The sequence below is a fragment of the Aminobacterium colombiense DSM 12261 genome (genome assembly GCF_000025885.1).
GTDB lineage: Bacteria > Synergistota > Synergistia > Synergistales > Aminobacteriaceae > Aminobacterium > Aminobacterium colombiense.
In genome coordinates this window covers 222,060-238,026 of record NC_014011.1, presented here as the reverse complement: position 1 = coordinate 238,026, position 15,967 = coordinate 222,060, and the positions used below count along the sequence as shown (strand labels likewise).

Genomic DNA, 15,967 nt, shown 5'->3' with positions numbered 1-15,967 from the left:
CCTCCCCTTGCAAATGATAAACATCACTTAAAAATTATCGCAAGTGATCTGGAATCACTTCCCCTGAAAGAAGGTCTTCATAGTCTTGACGGTTCACTATCACATAGGCGTTGCCCTCTCTAACAAGGACAACCGCTGGTCTAGGCAAACGGTTATAATTGTTTGCCATTGAGAAGTTGTAGGCGCCCGTGTTGAAAACGGCAAGGATATCATCACGGGTTATTTGATCTGTAACCATGACATCTTTCATCAACACGTCTCCAGACTCACAGCATTTCCCCACTATTGTCACTTTCTTCCCCGCAAGCTCATCTGCTCTATTTGCGACAACTCCCCAATATTTCGCTCCGTAAAGGGCAGGCCTTGGATTATCTGTCATTCCCCCGTCAACGCTTACATAGGTCATAACTCCTGGAATTTCCTTGATGCTTCCAACCTTGTAAAGAGTAATGCCCGCCTCGGAAACAATCCACCTGCCCGGCTCAATAATAATTGCGGGGACAGGAATACCAGCTTGTTCGCATCCCGCTATCACTCGTTCCATGATACCCTCGGTAAAATATTTCAACGGCTTGCGTTCTTCTCCCTCATGCTCAGGAACACCATAGCCCCCCCCCACATTCAACTCTTCCGTGACAAATCCAAGATCGCTGGAAAACAAAACCATTTCTTTTATCAAAGCATCTACAGCTAGACAATGGGAACGGTTGCTTTGCAGCTGAGAGCCCACATGAAAGTGAAAACCCTTCAGAACAAGATTTTCTGAGCCCTTAATGCGTTGTATCGTCCGGCTTATTGATTCACCGGCAAGAGGAAATCCAAACTTCGAGGCTGTATGCCCTGTGGCCATATATTGATGGGTCGCAGCATCAACCCCTGGCGCCACACGAAGAAGAAGCGTTGCTCTCTTTCCTCTGCGTCTGGCCGCATCTTCAATAATGTCCAATTCGGATTCGCTATCTGCTACGATTCTCCCCACGCCAGTTTCCAATGCCAGCTGCAGCTCTTCCAGAGTCTTGTTATTACCGTGAAAAATTGTTTTTTCCATAGGAAATCCCGCTCTATAGGCGGTGTAGATCTCCCCGCCAGAGACCACATCAAGCCCCAGCCCCTCACTGGCGATAATGCGGACCATTGCCATGGTGAGGAATGCCTTGCTGGCATAAACTGCTCTTGTGTTGGGATACTTGCAAAGAAAATCTTTTTTTACCTCACGGCACCGTTCTCGTACTGCTGTTTCAGAAAGCACATAGAGCGGTGTGCCGTAGTTTTGCGCCAGCTGGACTGTGTCGCAGCCATCCCAAAATAAATGTTTCGATGAACCCATCCTGCTTCCTCCTCTAAATACAAAAAAGCCCGCCCCCGAAGGGGCGAGCTTTAAAACTCGCGGTACCACCCTGCTTGGATACTTTTATATCCCACTCTGGCCTTATAACGGAAGCCACCCGGGAAACGTACTCCGGAAACAGATCCTTTCCGCCCCAGCTCAGCAGGTTTTAAGCTTCTCAGCCGCGATAAGAACGTTTTACAGTCTGTTGAACGTTCCTCCCTGATATCACGATGCGCTGATTCCGCACCCTGCTTCATCGCCTTTTCAATTAATAATTGCGTAGTATTATAGCGAACACCCTTTAGAACGTCAACATAATGTCTGAATTGATTATTTTAACAGAATTCTCTAAAAGCTTTTGCCAGCCTTTCCATCCCCTTATTCGTTTCCTCCCTGTCAACCTTGGCAAAAGAAAAACGAACAAAGTTCTGTCCTTTCTGAGGAAGAGCAAAAAAGATTTCCCCTGGAATAAGGGCTACACCAAAATTTTTTGCCGCAAAGCGCGCAAAATCTGTGCCATTCAACCCATCCCGGCTTCCCCAGAAAAAGAAACCTCCCTTGGGGGTGGGAAAAGAAAAGCCCAAGGGTGCCAAGTGCTTTGAAATGGCTTCTGCCATAGCATCCCTTCGCTCTCTATACTCATGGCGAAGGTGGCTGAGATGAGCTTCAAAATTACGCCGTGACACTACATAGAAGATCATCCTCTGCAAAAGGGCTGATACTCCCAGCTCAAAGGTCAGGCGAAGTTGTACTGCCTTTTCCATAATGATGGGGGGCAAAACCATCCATCCACAACGGAGCCCCGGCGCTATAATCTTAGAGAAGCTTCCTAGATAAAGAACCGGCTCTTCTTTAGCCAAGCTAAAATATGTTTTTGCCGGCTTCTCATCAAACCATAACTGTCTGTAAGGTTCATCTTCCACCAACACAACGTTGTATTTTTTTAAGAGAGACAATATCTCTTTTTTTCTCGCCAGAGAAGTGCTGTGCCCCGATGGGTTTTGAAAGGTAGGGATGGTGTAGAAAAAAGCTACTTTTTCTTTCGCTAAAGCTGCTTCAAGCTCAGAAACGACAGGCCCTTCTTCATCCATTGAAACAGTGACAAACCGAACCCCTTCTTTTCCGAAGGTCAACATGGCTTCCGGGTAGGAAGGGTTTTCAACAACCACCACATCCCCGTCCTTCAAGAAAAGCTGGGAGATGATGTTTAGTCCTTCCTGAGAGCCTGTGGTGAGGAGAATACGTTCCGATCCAGGAACTGAAGATGCGAGGCCTTCCTCTACCATCCAGTTCGAAATCCACTGGCGAAGCATGGAGTCCCCTTCTGTATAAGGATAAGCAAGAACCGAGGTATCCTTCATGGCCTCTTCGAAGCCATGAGTTATCTCTTCTATGGGATAGAGGTCTTCAGATGGCTGGCCTGCCGCAAAGGATATTGCACCAGGGCGGGAAGCATAAACCATCATTTCCTGTATCCCTGAGGGTTGCAATCTGTGAGCGCGAGCATTTAAAAGAGATTCCCAAAACATTACCATCACCTCAATACAGATTTTCTTGACATGTAAGGCTTTTCTGCTACCATACTCCCTATAAACTCTGAAACATAATTTTACGATTATATAAACTACTGTTTAGAACGGAGGTCTTTAAAAATGAAAAAAATTACTGGTTTCCTGTTGCTTCTTTGCCTTTTTATGGCTCTTTCTTCGTCTGCCTACGCTGGCGCGCTGGACAAAGGCACAATAATCGTCGGTACAGAAAGTACCTATCCACCTTATGAGTTTCGTGACGAAAAAAACAACCTTCAGGGTTTCGACATTGAACTTATGAACACCATTGCCGAAAAGCTCGGCAAAGAACTTGAATGGGTCGACATGCCCTTTGACAGCCTTATCCCGGCCCTATTGGCCCAGAAGATTGACATTGTCGCCGCGGGGATGAGCGCTACTCCAGAACGAGCGAAACGAGTCGCTTTCTCTACTCCCTATGAAGTATCGATGAGTGCTTTCATTGTCAAAAAAGACAATATAGCGTTAAAATCGCTGGATGACATGAAAAGCAAGACTATCGCCGTTCAGCTTGGCACTGTTCAAGAGACTTTCTCACGCACGGTAGAAGGCGCAAAAGTCAAGACCTTCCAAAAATTCGATGACTGCGTACGAGAAGTCATGCTGGGACGGGCAGATGCTTCTCTTATGGATATTCCTGTGGCCAAGAAATTCCTTGAACAAAAAGACTTTGACGGCAAAATAGCCGTCGCTTTCGAGCAAGAAATTACTGGGGCAGGCAAAGCTCTCGCCATGAATCTCGAAGAAAAAGCATTTGCTGAGGCGATAAGCAGCGTACTTGATGAAATGCAAAAATCCGGGGAGCTGGAAACGCTGCGCAACAAATGGTTTAAATAAAAGAGCATCACAAAAAGAATGACATATAAGAAAAAACAGAAGAGAGAGACATTATATGGTGTTTCTCTCTTTTGCTTTTATGGTTACGCAATTTCCTGCAGGCACACATAAAACAGGCCCTGGTGGAATCTGTTTTTCCAGCCATTGTAAAGCTTTGGAGCCATCAGCAAAAATTTTTCCGGGGAAGACCATATCGGTACGATCAGTCACGAGGGCAGCAGGATGACTTTTCAAGTCGCTTGCCATCTTTGTCGCGATATATGCCGGGATAGTGAAATCATCTTGCAGTTTCCCAAGGGCTGCTTCCGGCTGTTCTATAGCGAGTCTGAAATCTTCTCCAAAGCTTCCCGGGCCCGCACCGTCCTCAAGTTCTGCAAAAAGGAGCAATCCACCCTTTGGTTCAAGGGCATGAAGGACTGCCGATATGGACTTTGTTGCCTGGTACAGGTCAATATCATAGGGGTATCCGCCACAGGATACTGCTACTAACGAAGCCTTCTCTGAAACCCATAGGGTCTGAAGCTCCTGAGCCCAAACTGTACCCTGAAGCCACGCCCTTACAGGATCTCCTGCTGTATAGCAATAAGGATTCCCCTTGCCGTCAGGGATAACATTGAGCAGAAATCCTTTTCTTTCAGCAAGAACAAGGGATTGGTATTCGGCCATATCCTCTGCCACAGGATTTCCTTTTAAATAACCACATCCTACGGCAGGATCAAAATTGCTGCCTTTAAGAGAAAGGGCATGGTTATGCTGAATAGCCTCGCTGCCGGACGCCCCGGGAAGAATGGATTTGCGTCCTCCGCTGAAGCCGGCAAGATCGTGATAGGCAATACCGCCCGCGGAGACAATCAAATCTGCCCTTGCCACTGCCTTATGAAGGATGACAGGCGTTCCACGAGATGTAATCTCTTTAGTTCTAACCCCTTCCGCGCTATTGTGGCAAAGAATTGAATCCCCCCTTAAGGGAATATCTTCAAGAAGCATTTTGATCTCCTTAGCAGTGGGCAATCGATGCTGTCCCCCGCCAATGACCCATTTCACAGACATACGGCCGCCTTCTCGAATTTCCCGCCTCAATGCCTGCGCCATGAGGGGCACATTTTGCCAAGCCCGCGTGGCATCAGGCAAAATTACAACGATATCTGAAACTTCCCTGGCCAAAAAACGTAATAATGGACTCTCACAGGGGGCAGCGAGGGCGTCTTCTGGCCTGTTGGGCAATGGCGTTTCTTTTGATGTTTCTGCTATTGTAACCCGCCTATCCAGGAAAAGATCGATTGTTCTGCGGCCAGAAGCAAAGGTGCAGCAAAAAGTCATGGGGTCTTAAGTCCTCCCTTCCACTCATAAAAAGTCTTTGGACGCCCTGGACGACCGTCAAGGGCAGCGGACAAGCGCACTACCATACCTCGGGAGGCAAGAAAATCAAGATATCTATGAGCTGTCACATAGGCTAAACCTGTTTTAGCGGCTACTTCATCGCAATCCATAGCTCCCTGATGCCGTTTAATACAATAGATAACTTCTCTCATGGTATCCACGCTAATACCTTTTTTACGAACATCCCAATTGAGCTGCTCTCTGTAATTTGCTAGTTTTTCATGGAGACGCAGACGGGCTCTGAAATCTAGAAGCTGCAATGGCTTAACCACAAAATCATCAGCTCCGGCTAAAAAAAGCCTTGACGCCGTATCTTCTCTTTCGTTCTCCGCCAAAGCTATGAGAACGATCTTTTCAGAAATATTCCTTGCCTTCTGGACAAGCTGATAGCCACTCACTACAGGCATCCATACATCTACAAGCAAAATATCGATCTCGTCATCACGCACCCATCCAAGCACTTCTTCAGGGTCAACTGTTGCAAGAAAGCGCCATTCCTCGGCCTCTGCCATTTTTTCAAGCTGATAGAGCACTTTACGATCATCATCAATAACTCCTATATGCAATGTCACGGCTTCGATCCTCCCCCGCCGCAACAGAACATCCAGCGTTTATGGGACAAGAGAATCCACCCTGAAAGAAAGATGCCCGCCACAGAAGAAATTAAACTCTTTCTCGATGATATTGCCTTTGAAGGGTTTGCATTGTAGGGGATACCATATCTGAGACTTAGATCATGAATATTAAGGAGATGGAAAACCGAGTAACCTGCAGAGAGAGCCTGTCCAATGACTCCGTCTCCTGAAACCATATCCGCTGATGGGAAATGAAGCCCGCCTGGGAGGGCCAGAATACTCTCATCTTCTCCCATATTAGCGTGGGAACCGCCTATGCTCATAACAAGTCTGGGAGAAAACTTTTGTACTATTTCCATCTTTTTACTGATCATCCCTTCGAGAGTCCCCTCTCTCAAAAGGGGAACCCCTTCTCCTTTGGCCATGTCTATCATTAAAGCAACCCCTTCAGGGGCAATTCCCCCGCCATTTTCATCGTCTCCGCCAAGGGTGTAATAGTCGGCTTTCGTATGTAATAAACCTCTCTCTCTCAATTGTTCAGCCAAAACCGGCCATGGTGCGCCTGGAACATTCGCCCCCCATGTAGAGGACCCTAGCGAAAGGATAAGAAGAACCTTAAGGTGTCTGTACTCCGCCGCCTTTAACGTGTTGAGCAATAAACCGGGAAAAGAAGAAGAGGATAGAATAGCCACGGAATCGCCCTCTTTTAGTCCCATAGCATCGAACTCTCTGAGTATAGCGACAGACCAGCTAGGATGACAGGCTGTACGTTTTGCCTCAAGACTTCCGAGAGTCGTAGTAAGGGGGCTCCATTCCAGACCGATGAGCCCAAGCTTCCATGGATCGGCATCAATACCTGAGCTGTCACCCCTCTCCTCTCTCCATTCCCAGAGAAAAATCTCCGCCTGCCGTACATCATCCCATAACCGGCCTTCTTCAGCTGAAAACCCCCTTTGTCTCGGAATTAACCACAAACAAAAGAGGACTATAGCGAGAAAGACAAGACGAAATCTGCCTTTCCGCACAAATTCACGTTGTTTCTTCTGATATTCTATCAATGAAGTTATATGTTTTTCTTCCATTTGCTATCTACCTTCCAACAAAATGCCCCAAAAAAACCAGTACCTCAAGAGACATCACTGTAAGCAAACTTACAATAACTGTTCCAGTCAAGGTTTCAACCAGTCCCTGACGTTGCATATCAGCCGCCACAAGACCTGGAAGAACCCACCCAAGCCAAAGGGAGCTCACAGGAAAAAAAAGGTCAAGCATAAACTTGCAGCCCAGGGCCAAAAGCATAGCCAGCGCTATACGCTGGCGGCCATAGATACCCGTTACACGAACAACTCCTTCAAGAACGAAGGAAAGCACAACCGCAGAGGCCAGCGCCATTGCAATAGACGATGGGCTCCCTATTTGAAGGGCAATAAATCCTGGGGTAATAATTCCGCCGCAGGAACGGCCAGTGCGGTTATAAAAAAACATTCCCAAGACTATACCAAGACCAATGGTCCCTAATTGAACGCTATGCATGGTTACCTCCCTTTAAAGCATAGTCGATAAGAAATGCAAGAGGCATACCTGCTACATTTCCGCACCCGAAAACTTTTTTTTCTCTCTTGAGCAATTCTTCCACATCTGCTATGGAAGAGATGGAAATATATTTTATTCCCTTACGGGGATAAAGGGGCCTTGCACCCATAAAGAGCACTCTTTTCCATCCTGGCTGACGAAGCCATGGAAGAAAGGCCTTCAGCCGTTCAGGTCTGTCACGACGAGAGTTGAAAAGTATGGTGGTTTCCTCCATTTTCCATTCCAGACTGGCAAATAGCAACTTAGTCGTCGCAAGGTCATTGGCAGAAAAAGCCGCAGCTAATTCGGAATCCCCAAGAGGAATAACCTGAAAATCCGCAACATCAGAAACAAGAGAGGAAGCAGCATCTTCGCCCTTTTTGCTATCAAGGCCCATGAAGTTCAGTATCTCTCTCACTACCGCCATATTCTCTTCTCTCCATACAGAATACCCTTTGGAGGAAAGAGGGGCAACGTGGACCTTACATTGTTTTTTCTCTAACCCATCAAGCAGGGCAAGAGACGATGCAGTAGTTTCAGGAATAAAAACAGTAGAACGTTGAGGTATTCCCCTCATAATGGCCCCTAATGCCCCCTCTTCACCAGGCCCCCAGGCATCCTGATGATCCGGGCGTACATTAGTGATAACAAATATGGGATCTTTGAGCCACTTGGAAGGGAGTTCCTGGAGGTCTGGCGCCACAGCACTATTTTCAAGTACCACAGCCTCTGCATCAACAGGTATGACACGAAGCCACCATTTCATTTCTTCCACATGCCCTCCGGCACTTCTTAGAATTGGTTTCTCTCCCCCAGGAGACAATTCCCTTGGGATAACGCCTGTTATTCTGGCCCAGGTTTTTATCCCACAAGCAGAAAGGGCATAGAAGAGCAACCTGACCACACTGCTCTTTCCCCGGCTTCCCGTTACAACTATCTGCAATTGTTTCATATAATGGACACAAGAAGGATTTTCAACCCTATAAAACATAAGACAACTCCACCTGCAATTTCAACATACTTTCCAAGGAATCGGCCTGCCTGGAATCCCAGACATACGCCTGCAGCAGAAAGACACGCCGTAATGATACCGGCAGGAACAGCTAAAAACATGACTGAACCTTTCAGCGCAGCCACCCCAATGCCCGCAGCCAGCGCATCAATAGAAGTCGCGACAGCCAGAGAAAGAAGGGTCAGTCCCCATGTGTTGTCTCTTCTCTCGCAGGCTTCTTCTTTTCTGGATTCCCTGATCATGTTTACGCCCAGGAAAAAAAGAAGCAGAAAGGCTACCCAATGATCATAAGCTTCTATTAGAGAGAGTAAACGTATGCCCGCCATCCACCCCGCAAGAGGCATAAGGAACTGAAAACTTCCGCAGGCGATTCCCATTCGAAAAGCCGCCCCAGGGGTTAAAAGAGGCAAACAGGCCCCTACGCCAAGGGAGACAGCAAAGGCATCCATGGAAAGAGCCGCTGCTGTTAAAAAAAGTTCGATTACAGACATGGAATTCCATCCCTTCAACAAATGGCTTATACTATTCTATCCTAAAGCCACATCTAATATCATCATTACTATAAAACCCAATATAACTCCCATGGTGGCCTGGTCGCCATACCCTCCCTGCTGGGATTCAGGTATCACCTCTTCCACCACTACAAAGATCATGGCCCCTGCCGCGAAGGCTAAAGCATAAGGCAGAATGGGACGTGCCATAACCACGGCTACAGCCCCTATTACCCCGGAAATGGGCTCTACTATCCCTGAAAGCTGACCATACCAGAAGCTTCTCATGGGAGAGACCCCATCTCTGCGAAGGGGCAAGGACACAGCCATGCCTTCAGGGAAGTTCTGGATGCCTATGCCTAAAACAAGGGCCATTGCGCCAGCTAAAGATGCAGAAGGAATGCCAGAAGCCACAGCTCCAAAGGCAACGCCCACGGCCATTCCCTCTGGAATGTTATGGAGAGTGATAGCCATGACAAGCAGTGTTGTTCTTTTCCAGGTCGTTTCGATCCCTTCAGCCTCTTCTCGCAGCTGCCCTAAATGGAGGTGGGGCAATATTCGGTCAACAATCCGGAGAAAAACTCCCCCCAAGAGAAAACCTACCGCTGGAGGAAACCAGGGCCACATGCCCATTTCGGCGGACATCTCAATGGCAGGGGCAAGGAGAGACCAGTAACTCGCGGCTATCATTACTCCTGCTGCAAACCCCAGCATGACATCAAGCATTTTTTTACTCGGATCTTTTCTAACAAAAACAGCCGCCGCTCCCAAAGCCGTCAATCCCCATGTAAAGAGTGTTCCTATTAAGGTTTGTACAATAGGGCCGGCAGATGCAAAAAAGTCACCCACGACTTTACCACTCCATTTCTCATGAATATTGCGGATTCTTGTTCCAGTAAAAAGTCCGCTGTAAAAAATAGAAAATATCATTATATATAATAATACTACTCAAGAAAGAAGGCACATAGAATGAAGAAAATTCTTTTTTTATTCGTATTGGGAGTATTTTTTTTCGTTCCTTCTTTATCAGTCCAGGCCGCTGAAGAATTTCTCTACATTTGCGGACCGTGCAGCAGAAACTTTGTTCCTATTGCAGAAGACGTTATTCAGGAACTTGCATTAGAAGACAACGTTCATATAAAACTTGTTTCCTGCCTCGGAGCCTGTACCGCTTCTCCTGTCGTTGAATTTAAAGGAGAAATATATGGCCACATGACAAAGGAAAAGCTCTTTGCGCTGCTTAGATCGTATTTTACCCTCTAATGGAATACTATCACTAGAATACTGTAAGTCCCGCTATTTCTAAATAGATGATAAAGAGGGGAAGAAAGCTTTTAAGCTTTCTTCCCCTCTTTATTTAGCAAAAAACTATATGCCTCTGATTATACGGTGATAATTACTACTTCTTTTTCGCGGCAACCTCTTCGTGGATACGATCAAGTTCGTCAAGAATGACCTGGGTCATATTCTGTCCGGGGTATTTCTTTTCAAGCCATGGCGTGCAAAGCTCTTCCCAGATTCCGGACATGCGGGCCTTGTCTCTGAAGACCTGCCGCTCTTCATCGGTCAGACGAATGATCTCAAAGCCTTCCTGCTTCTCTAATGTCGCTATATAATCTTTTTGAGCCGCTTCCTGAATCTGCAGAAGATACTCATCTGCCTCAAGAGCCGCCTTGCTTACGGCTTCCTTGAGATCGTCAGGAAGAGAGTCCCAAAGCTTCTTGTTCATGACGATATTCTGAGCGTCCCATGCAAATTGAAGGTCTGTATAGTAGGGAGCCACTTCGTAGTGTCTCTCGTCAACCAGTGAGGGCCACATGGTCCAGCAGCCATCTACGACCTTTCTTGCCATGGCGTTATACAGCTCGCTCCATGGAATTGTTTCCAGGGTCATGCCCGTTCCTTCTCCCATGTTCGCGAGGCATCTTACGAAACCAAGAGAAGAAGACACTCGCAGTTTCAAGTTCTTGAAATCTTCGGGAGTGCGAATGGGCCTTTTGCTGTTCGCTATGCCGTAAGGACCCTGGGCAACGTTGAAAAGAACGTGGAAGCCCACTTCTTCCCACGCATCCTCCATAACCTTGAACAAAATGCCGCCGGCTGGAGAGTATGCCAGTCTCGCCTCATCAAAGTTCTCCACTGTCCAGGGCATCCAGTTCAGCATGCCCCCCGGCACCAGATTGACATAGGGAGAGAAAGTGCCAATGGCGATGCTGCCTTCCTGGACGGCGTGATATGACTCGTCGTGGTTGCCAAGCAATCCGTCGGGATAAAATTTGATTTCAATCCGACCGCCTGAATACTCCTTGACCTTATCGCAGAAAAATTCATATCCCTTGTTACTCAGAGGTCTTGACCAGGGTTGAGTAAAACTCCATTCATATTCAGCTTTGGCAAAAGCCTCGCCTCCAACAAGAAGGCTAAAAACACAGAGAATAAGCGCCCAAAAAAGTACGACCTTTTTCACTTTGCCACCTCCACATTTAGTAAATTGCAACATTAATTATAATACACAATTTTTGAAGTATTGGCAAAATATATTTTCATAATTGTTAATTAATTTATATTTTTCCAAAACGGAAATGTTAATAAACTCTTAAAAGCTTCCCGAGGGCCCGAGGAGTAAATAAATCGGAAGGAGACTGATCCGCAAAAAGAGAGTGAGGGCCTACAGAGCCCATGCTATTACTTCTTGACATTTTTTGACTAAACGTGCCATTATAAGCGAACGGCTATATAATATGAACTGTTTTTCAGTCAGGAGGATTAAGAAATGAGCGAAGCTGTTGTTGCTCTTGAAATGAACTATGACGAGTGGCTTGAGTTTTGTACAGAAAAACTCGGGCTTCAAAGATACAGAACTGATCAGATTTGTCAGTGGATATATGAAAAAAAGGTCTTTAATATCTACGATATGACGAATCTCGGAAAGGATCTTCGTGAGGATCTTGCTTATAAAATTTTAATTTTACCGCCAAGCCTCGTGAAACAGGAAACATCAAAAGATGGCACACGAAAATTCTTATGGCAGCTTCAGGACGGTCAGAGAATAGAATCCGTGCTCCTGTCTCACGGAAATCACAACACCGCCTGCATATCGAGTCAGGTTGGTTGCCCTTTGGCTTGCGCCTTCTGCGCTACGGGAAAGGGTGGTTTTGTACGAAACCTTACTCCCGGAGAGATCGTCGGCCAATTTCTGGCCATGGAAAAAGCCGCTGGACAGAACATTACCAATATAGTCTTTATGGGCATGGGTGAACCCCTCCTCAACCAGGAAGCTCTTTTCAAGAGCATAAAGATATTAAACCACCCCAAGATGAGAGGGCTCGGCGCCCGCCACATGACAATTTCTACCGCCGGCATTGTTCCCGGCATAAGAGCTCTTACAGAGCTGGAAATCCCTGTGAGGCTTTCTGTTTCTCTTCATGGCACAAATGACATGTTGAGGAATAAACTTATGCCTATCAATCAACAGTATCCCTTGGGATCCCTTATAGAAGCCCTTCGTGACTATCAGCAAAAAACTGGTGATCGCGTTACCATCGAATACGTGATGATCGATAGGGTAAACGACAATACGGAACAAGCATATGAGCTTGCTGCCCTTATGAATGGACTTTCTATTTACGTGAACCTTATTCCCTATAACCCTGTAGATGCTACATATAGGCGTTCTTCCCAGGAACGCATCAAGGCCTTTGGGAAGATCCTCAGTGAACTGAACATTGAATATGAAATCCGTCGGGAAAAAGGATCTGATATCAATGCCGCATGTGGTCAGTTACGAAGACAAAATGAAAAAAGTTCACGTTTATAACCTCAAAGATCTGCAAAATGGAGTTACTGCCCAGATCGTTCAAATGCCTAGCGGAGAATGCCGCTGTCGCCTGGAGGCCCTTGGGCTTCGGGAGGGAAAGATCATTGAAAAGGTTTCGGGCATGCCTTTTCATGGCCCCATTACCATTATAGTAGACGGCAGGCAGATTGCCATAGGGTGGCGTATCTCATCACGGGTGATAGTTAAACCTCTCAGGGAGTTTGGCCATGGGGCCTGAGAACCCTGCACAAAAAACCCTTCTTCTCATTGGAAACCCCAATGTAGGGAAAAGTGTTATCTTTTCTCGCTTGACCGGAGTACGGGCCATTTCATCTAATTATCCAGGAACCACAGTGGGCTTTTTGGAGGGATGGCTTCGTTACAATTCCGAAGTTTACAGGATTATAGACGTTCCTGGAGCCTACACTCTTGATCCCACGAATGAGGCGGAACAAGTTGCCCGCCGCATGGTAGATGAAGGGGCGGATCTGGCGATTATAGTACTTGATGCCACAGCTCTCGAACGAAACCTCTATCTGGCCTTTCAAGCCATGGAGCGAGGCATCCATACTATTGTGGCCCTTAACATGGTGGATGAGGCCCGGCATCGAGGCATCAGCATTGACGTTGAAAAACTTGAGAAGCTTCTAGGGGTACCTGTCGTTCCTACTGTAGCCTTGTCCGGGCAGGGAATAAATCGCATCATCCAGCGTATTCCCGAAGCCCGAAAAGGGCATATCCCTCCCCTTACGAGTGAGGAACGATGGAAACGAATCGGCCTAATTATAGAACAAACTCAAAAACTAACCCATCGCCATCATACCCTAAGAGACAAACTTGAAGACCTTTCAGTGGATTCATTCTGGGGAGGCGTAATAGGGGTTCTGGTTATCGCCCTGAGCTTTTATGTCATACGCCTTATTGGAGAAGGGCTTATCAACACGTTGCTTAACCCGATAACAGAGAGAGTTTGGATACCAGCCCTGATGAAGTTCTCTCCTATTTTAGGCAAACACCCTATACTGCATCAGCTCCTTATAGGAACCCTGATCCATGGGACTGTGGATATGGAGCAAAGTTTCGGTTTGCTTTCTACAGGACTTTACGTACCCCTTGTTATGGTGCTGCCCTATGTGCTGTCCTTTTACCTGGCTCTCAGCTTTTTGGAAGATGTTGGGTATTTGCCGCGCTTTGCCGTTCTTTTTGACGCCCTGTTCCACCATTTAGGCCTCCATGGCTATGCAATAGTGCCAGCTCTTCTTGGCCTGGGCTGCAACGTTCCTGGCATTTTAGCCACGAGGGTTCTCGAATCAGAGCGAGAAAGATTTATTGCCGCCACCCTTATTTCGATAGCCATCCCCTGCGCCGGCCTGCAGGCAATGATCGTAGGGGTAATAGGACATCTCGGCGGCAAATATGTGATCATAACCTATGGAGTCCTCTTTTCGGCCTGGGTTGTTATAGGGAGGATCCTCCATGCCCTTTTGCCAGGGCATAGTCCTGAGCTCATAGTGGAAATTCCCCCCTACCGGATCCCTTCGGTCCGTGACCTGTTCTTTAAACTCTGGTTTCGTCTGAAAGGATTCATTATGGAGGCCATCCCCCTGGTCATGGGGGGTGTGCTTCTTATTAACCTGCTTTACATGACAGGCGTAATTAACGGAATTACACGCTTTTTCAGGCCTGTTTTCACAGGACTTCTTGGTCTGCCGGCAGAAGCGGCCGGTCCCATTATTATGGGGCTCCTGAGAAAAGACGTTGCTGTTGGAATGCTCTCCACACTCAACCTGACGCCTCAGCAACTTATAGTGGCCACTGTAACGCTGGCCATGACCTTTCCTTGTATAGCGACCTTCATCGTGCTCTGGAAGGAACTTGGGGGCAAGAAACTTGCCGGAAGCCTGGCTATAATGATTTTTTCAGCCCTTACCGCCGGATCCCTTCTTCGGATCGTTCTAAACCTGTGAGTTTAACGCTCCCTTTTATGACGGTGCAAAACCCAAAGGGCGTAGAAAACAAGAGTACTCACTCCAAAAACGATAATGTAGGCCGCGGCGTACCCTTCTTTTGCATAGGATCCTGGTTCAACTCCAGGGAAAAAATCAAGTATGGCTCCTGTCCCCCACTGATAAATAATTACAGACAAATATATAAAGGTATTAACCACGCCCATGACCGCTCCCCGCAAATGAGATGGAGCCACTTCATTGATCTTCGCCGCGTAACATACCGCCCCTCCGCCCGTACACATTCCTAAAAGAAACCCTGCCGATGCCGCAAGATATATGGGAAAATGAAAGAAAAGAAGTCCGGTAATGAGGGCCAGGGAAAGAGAAAAAACAATTGAAAATGCATAAAGCAGAAAATTCCTGATCTTTTCAGAACGACCCAGAAACCCAGACAAAAGGGTTCCCATGACAACTCCCACTCCTATTAGACTCGCCCAGCCTCGGCAATCGGCGAAAGGACGTTCATAAACGGCAGCAAACCAGGAAACAGCCCATAGAGCCTGAAGAGAAAGGATGGATGCCATAGAGAGACTCCATAAAAGGCTTATGGAGCGGCCAACTGGTGAGCCTGTAACAAAACGGAAGGCTTCCTTAAAGTTTTGCAGCAAACTATGGGAAAGGAATCTCTCTTTTGAATAAACAGGGTCGTCTTTTCTTTTCAGAAACAGCAAGGAGGAAAGAAAAAGGCAGAATATAGCGAGGAAAGTTGAAACGACCGGCATACCCCACGTATCAATAGCTGTTCCTAAAGGAGCGACGCCAACCACAGTCCCCATATTGCCAGTGGCTAACGTAATCCCCGAGTAAAAAGCGTAAAGAGTCAAAGGAAAGGCAGCAGCCTGAAAGACCAGAGCTCCCATGAATAGGGGTGAGAAGCCCAATCCCATAAGAAGCCGCCACAGAGAAAGGGTGAAAACTGTCGGTTTGAAAACCATCATAAATCCGCCCAACGCGGTAATAAACAGCCCGGTAGAAGCAACTCTCATGGGGCCGAACTTATCAAGCAGCACTCCACACACAGGCTGCATTGCCCCATAGGCATAAAAATAAAAACTCGCTATAAAACCTGTCATAGCCGCACTAAGACCTAAGGGGGCAGCATAGAGAGGCATGACAACCGCAGGCGCGATACGGAAAAAATAAGACATGAAATAAGCTAATAAGATAATCGCAAAGATGAAGTGAGCATTCCGAACGGTTTTAAGATCTTTTTGAGGATCCAATAGACTCAGCCCCTTCTTCATTTTATAGAAAACGCCCTTTTCAGGTTGCAACAATTATAATGGATTATAAAAGACACTTTTCACATAATAGCACAAAATTATCGGGGCCATCGTAACGACAGCCCCGATAAATGCTGTTTCTATAAACTTACA

At 46.9% G+C, this 15,967-nt stretch carries 16 protein-coding genes; 5 read left to right on the top strand and 11 right to left on the bottom strand.

Features of this window, described 5'->3' with window-relative positions:
• Positions 1–34: 34 nt before the first annotated feature.
• Together lysA and AMICO_RS01105 are read right to left on the bottom strand one after the other, a co-directional pair.
• Complete coding sequence (gene lysA / locus AMICO_RS01110; protein ID WP_013047640.1) at positions 35–1,327, bottom strand: diaminopimelate decarboxylase; 1,293 nt, start codon at positions 1,325–1,327, stop codon at positions 35–37.
• Between the two features lie 338 nt (positions 1,328–1,665).
• Positions 1,666–2,796: an aminotransferase-like domain-containing protein gene (locus tag AMICO_RS01105; protein WP_169302786.1), complete on the bottom strand. Its 1,131-nt coding sequence runs from the start codon at positions 2,794–2,796 to the stop codon at positions 1,666–1,668.
• Positions 2,797–2,982: 186 nt separating this feature from the next.
• On the opposite strand from AMICO_RS01105, the gene AMICO_RS01100 reads away from it, so the two are divergent.
• Complete coding sequence (locus tag AMICO_RS01100; RefSeq protein ID WP_013047638.1) at positions 2,983–3,735, top strand: transporter substrate-binding domain-containing protein; 753 nt, start codon at positions 2,983–2,985, stop codon at positions 3,733–3,735.
• 51 nt (positions 3,736–3,786) lie between these two features.
• Here the strand turns inward: AMICO_RS01100 and AMICO_RS01095 are convergent, their stop codons facing one another.
• From AMICO_RS01095 to AMICO_RS01065, 7 genes are read right to left on the bottom strand one after another with little or no spacing between them, the layout of a single operon-like run.
• Positions 3,787–5,055 carry a nickel-dependent lactate racemase family protein gene (locus AMICO_RS01095; protein WP_013047637.1) on the bottom strand — a complete coding sequence of 423 codons (1,269 nt, stop codon included), beginning with the start codon at positions 5,053–5,055 and terminating at the stop codon, positions 3,787–3,789.
• Positions 5,052–5,687, bottom strand: a complete 636-nt coding sequence (locus AMICO_RS01090) for a response regulator (protein ID WP_013047636.1) — start codon at positions 5,685–5,687, stop codon at positions 5,052–5,054. Before AMICO_RS01090 ends, AMICO_RS01095 begins: the two co-directional genes overlap by 4 nt.
• Positions 5,684–6,772, bottom strand: coding sequence for a poly-gamma-glutamate system protein (gene pgsW / locus AMICO_RS01085; RefSeq protein ID WP_013047635.1), 1,089 nt, complete (start codon positions 6,770–6,772; stop codon positions 5,684–5,686). Before pgsW ends, AMICO_RS01090 begins: the two co-directional genes overlap by 4 nt.
• A gap of 7 nt (positions 6,773–6,779) precedes the next feature.
• Positions 6,780–7,223, bottom strand: coding sequence for a poly-gamma-glutamate biosynthesis protein PgsC/CapC (locus AMICO_RS01080; RefSeq protein ID WP_013047634.1), 444 nt, complete (start codon positions 7,221–7,223; stop codon positions 6,780–6,782).
• Positions 7,216–8,253, bottom strand: a complete 1,038-nt coding sequence (locus AMICO_RS01075; protein WP_013047633.1) for a Mur ligase family protein — start codon at positions 8,251–8,253, stop codon at positions 7,216–7,218. The genes AMICO_RS01080 and AMICO_RS01075 overlap by 8 nt, the downstream gene beginning before the upstream one ends.
• A complete protein-coding gene (locus AMICO_RS01070; RefSeq protein ID WP_013047632.1) occupies positions 8,211–8,765 on the bottom strand; it encodes a manganese efflux pump MntP in 555 nt (184 codons plus the stop codon). The genes AMICO_RS01075 and AMICO_RS01070 overlap by 43 nt, the downstream gene beginning before the upstream one ends.
• Before the next feature lie 36 nt (positions 8,766–8,801).
• Entirely contained in the window at positions 8,802–9,614 is an 813-nt protein-coding gene (locus tag AMICO_RS01065) for a ZIP family metal transporter (protein ID WP_013047631.1), read from the bottom strand.
• A 120-nt stretch (positions 9,615–9,734) separates the two neighbouring features.
• On the opposite strand from AMICO_RS01065, the gene AMICO_RS01060 reads away from it, so the two are divergent.
• The gene (locus AMICO_RS01060) at positions 9,735–10,028 is read left to right on the top strand and encodes an NAD(P)H-dependent oxidoreductase subunit E (RefSeq protein WP_013047630.1); all 294 of its coding nucleotides are present in this window, start codon (positions 9,735–9,737) and stop codon (positions 10,026–10,028) included.
• A 136-nt stretch (positions 10,029–10,164) separates the two neighbouring features.
• Here the strand turns inward: AMICO_RS01060 and AMICO_RS01055 are convergent, their stop codons facing one another.
• On the bottom strand, positions 10,165–11,232 hold the full coding sequence (locus AMICO_RS01055; RefSeq protein WP_013047629.1) for a TRAP transporter substrate-binding protein: 1,068 nt from the start codon (positions 11,230–11,232) through the stop codon (positions 10,165–10,167).
• A gap of 306 nt (positions 11,233–11,538) precedes the next feature.
• On the opposite strand from AMICO_RS01055, the gene rlmN reads away from it, so the two are divergent.
• Genes rlmN through AMICO_RS01040 form a run of 3 tightly spaced genes read left to right on the top strand, consistent with a single transcriptional unit; the run spans position 11,539 to position 14,549 of the window.
• The gene (rlmN, locus tag AMICO_RS01050; protein ID WP_013047628.1) at positions 11,539–12,582 is read left to right on the top strand and encodes a dual-specificity RNA methyltransferase RlmN; all 1,044 of its coding nucleotides are present in this window, start codon (positions 11,539–11,541) and stop codon (positions 12,580–12,582) included.
• Positions 12,560–12,820 (top strand): FeoA family protein, encoded by a 261-nt coding sequence (locus AMICO_RS01045; protein ID WP_013047627.1) that lies wholly within the window; start codon positions 12,560–12,562, stop codon positions 12,818–12,820. Before rlmN ends, AMICO_RS01045 begins: the two co-directional genes overlap by 23 nt.
• Positions 12,810–14,549, top strand: coding sequence for a ferrous iron transporter B (locus AMICO_RS01040; protein ID WP_013047626.1), 1,740 nt, complete (start codon positions 12,810–12,812; stop codon positions 14,547–14,549). Before AMICO_RS01045 ends, AMICO_RS01040 begins: the two co-directional genes overlap by 11 nt.
• A 2-nt stretch (positions 14,550–14,551) precedes the next feature.
• On the opposite strand, the gene AMICO_RS01035 is transcribed toward AMICO_RS01040, so the two are convergent.
• Positions 14,552–15,835: an MFS transporter gene (locus AMICO_RS01035; RefSeq protein WP_083775735.1), complete on the bottom strand. Its 1,284-nt coding sequence runs from the start codon at positions 15,833–15,835 to the stop codon at positions 14,552–14,554.
• Positions 15,836–15,967 lie beyond the last annotated feature (132 nt).